The sequence below is a fragment of the Peribacillus sp. 05N428 genome (assembly GCF_056397085.1).
The window spans coordinates 1-2,951 of the sequence record NZ_JBFTMS010000100.1 but is presented as its reverse complement, the minus strand read 5'-3'; the positions used below and the strand labels follow the sequence as shown (position 1 = coordinate 2,951).

Annotated in this window: 2 protein-coding genes and 1 pseudogene; 1 reads left to right on the top strand and 2 read right to left on the bottom strand. The window is 37.8% G+C overall.

What is annotated here, in order from left to right:
* Both AC1DIV_RS29815 and AC1DIV_RS29810 read right to left on the bottom strand, forming a co-directional pair.
* A pseudogene (locus AC1DIV_RS29815) lies at positions 1-148 on the bottom strand (Tn3 family transposase); the annotation flags it as partial.
* Positions 149-269: 121 nt separating this feature from the next.
* Positions 270-830, bottom strand: a complete 561-nt coding sequence (locus AC1DIV_RS29810) for a recombinase family protein (RefSeq protein WP_072501987.1) — start codon at positions 828-830, stop codon at positions 270-272.
* A gap of 739 nt (positions 831-1,569) precedes the next feature.
* Between AC1DIV_RS29810 and AC1DIV_RS29805 the strand changes: the two genes are divergently transcribed.
* Positions 1,570-2,709 carry a zinc-dependent alcohol dehydrogenase gene (locus tag AC1DIV_RS29805; RefSeq protein WP_066154501.1) on the top strand — a complete coding sequence of 380 codons (1,140 nt, stop codon included), beginning with the start codon at positions 1,570-1,572 and terminating at the stop codon, positions 2,707-2,709.
* Positions 2,710-2,951 lie beyond the last annotated feature (242 nt).

Here is a 2,951-nt window from a genome sequence, read left to right as displayed (position 1 = left end):
TATCAGAAATATATTTAAGCAAAAATACAGTTCTTACAATCCTTCCTAATTCCCTAAAAGCTTGATATAATCGGTTTTTTCTACTATAGTTACTTAGTTTTCTAAGTAGTGTAGAGGGTAATATTTTACCAGCTTTTATAGAAAGAACCTGTCACTTTAATCGGTAAATTGCACCTGTTTTAAGTGCTATTTTGCACTTCAAAATACGCCTATTCTAAACAATAAAAGCACTTATCCAAGCTGTGAGCTGGTAACAAGTGCTTTACGTTTTATTTTAGAGGTTTTTCCAAATAGCGATAAATGGTTGTTCGAGATACGCCCCATTTTTCCGCCACATCTTTAATTGATGTACCATTTTCAATGAGCGATTTCATCATTTCAATATCTTTCGCTTCCAGTTTCTCCGGACGTCCCCCAAGACGACCACGCGCTCTAGCTGCTGCTCGTCCTGCTGCTGAGCGTTCCTCGATCAGATTCCGTTCAAATTCTGCAAAGGCTGCGAAGAGGTGGAACATTAATTGCCCCGTTGCGTTGCTTTTGTCCATCGTTAGGTTTTCTTGCAGGCTGTGAAAGCCCACACCTCGTTCGTTCAAAGTATTCACAATCTGTATTAAGTCCTGCATGTTGCGACCAAGACGATCTAATCGCCAAACAACAATGGTATCGCCTTCACGTGCATATTGAAGTGCTTCCTCCAAGCCAGGGCGCTGCTTTTTCGCTCCACTCATCTTATCGTGAAAGATTTTTCCACAGCCATGTTGCGTTAACGCATCCATTTGTAAATCTAAATTTTGTAACCCTGTCGAAACGCGCGCATATCCAATTAACACCAGTAATCACTCTTTTCTCATTTTTCCTTTAAGTTCATTGTAACATAAGATAGAATTCAATATGTTATTGAACATAGAATAATGAACAGAGTTTTGTAACACCTATAGCCTTAAAAAACATTCATTTCAACGGATATCTGAGTGTGTTCAGAAAAGGACGAGTTTTAGAACACATAGAGTAGCATAAGTAGTGGTCATGTTAGATTTTGGAACATGAAGAGTAAAATAAAAAGCGCTGATAATTCCGAATAACCGGGTATGTACACTTTTTGCTTTTTATACAAAATGAGCAATAGATGTAAAAAAAACCCGTTGTTAGACGGATGCAGTAAATGGGGACCATCGCTGAGCTGTAATTTCTTGTATACATTAAAGTAGTAGTAACCGAAATGGCACAAGTCCCTATAGCTGCATAAACCAAAAATGTAGGGAGCCAAAGTCAAAACGCTTTCACATCTAAAACTTATAAATTTTTGACGCACAGATTTTTAGATTTATTTTAACTGTTCTCTCAAAGATTGTTGCTATCGTGCATAATTTAGGCATTTGAAAAGGCGTACCTCTGATAATAGATTAGTACGCCTTTTCCATCTCATTTTTAATGTCAAAGCGGGAGTCGAACTGAAGCAAACGCCCTATTTAGTCAAATAGAACTAAAAATAAATAAAAAAACATATAAATTTCTTCAATGGGTATATTATATACAAGTTATATCAATTTATAGTAGGAGGTTTTACTTGTGAAAGCAGTTACTTTTCAAGGTTCCAAGGATATGCAAGTGAAAGAAGTTCCAGATGCGAAGCTTCAACAAAAAGACGATATTGTCGTGCGCATTACATCAACAGCGATATGCGGATCTGACTTACATATTTATCAAGGTGCCCTGCCAGCTGAAAAAGATTACGTAGTTGGCCACGAGCCTATGGGTATTGTAGAAGAAGTAGGGCCAGAGGTAACAAAAGTGAAGAAAGGGGACAGAGTTGTCATACCGTTTAATATTTCGTGTGGCAGCTGTTTCTATTGTCAGCATGATTTGGAGAGCCAATGCGATAATTCTAATCCAAATCCAGAAATTGATACAGGCGGATATTTTGGATTTACGGAGCGTTACGGTAATCATCCAGGTGGACAAGCTGAATATTTGCGTGTTCCTTATGGGAATTTTATGCCTTTTGTAATTCCTGAATCTGTTGAACTTGAAGATGAAGCATTACTGTTTATGTCTGATGTACTACCAACTGCTTATTGGAGCATTGAAAGTGCAGGGGTAAAAAAAGGGGATACAGTTGCCGTACTCGGCTGTGGACCGGTTGGGTTAATGGCGCAAAAGTTTGCATGGATGAAAGGCGCAAAAAGAGTCATTGCGGTCGATAATCTTCCATATAGGCTTGAACGTGCCAAAAAAATGAACAATGTTGAAATTTATAATTTTGATGAATTTGATGATATGGGTTCCCATATTAAAGAAATCACAAATGGCGGTGTAGACGCAGTCATTGACTGCGTAGGGATGGATGGTAAAAAAACACCCCTCGAAGCTGCCGAACAAAAGATGAAGCTTATTGGTGGAACAATTAGCCCGATCAAAATCGGTATGAATGCTGTGAGAAAATTTGGAACGTTGCAGCTGACTGGGGTCTACGGGTCCAAATATAACCAGTTCCCTTTAGGGAATATATTTGAAAGAAATGTACAAATAAAAATGGGCCAAGCACCTGTCATACATTACATGCCAATGCTCTTTAAAATGATTACGTCGGGAGAGTTGGACCCAACAGAAATCGTCTCTCATAAAATGCGTCTAGACCAGGCGAGCGAAGCCTATCAAATCTTTAATGATCACGAAGATGAGTGTGTCAAAGTCATTCTTCAACCCTAATCTTACTATACACTTCCAGATTGTATTATAACCAATAGTATACTTTTTATCACTATGTAAAAGTAAAGTGTGTACTTACAAAATAATGCTATATTGGGGTACGACCGAGATACATGTAAAAAAGGGTCATAGTATGGTATTGTTTACCATTTATAACCCTTTCTTGCTCTTTACTTTCTTATATACTATACAGGAATATCTTCCTCGATTGGTTGTGGAATATTTTCTAAATCGATCATATA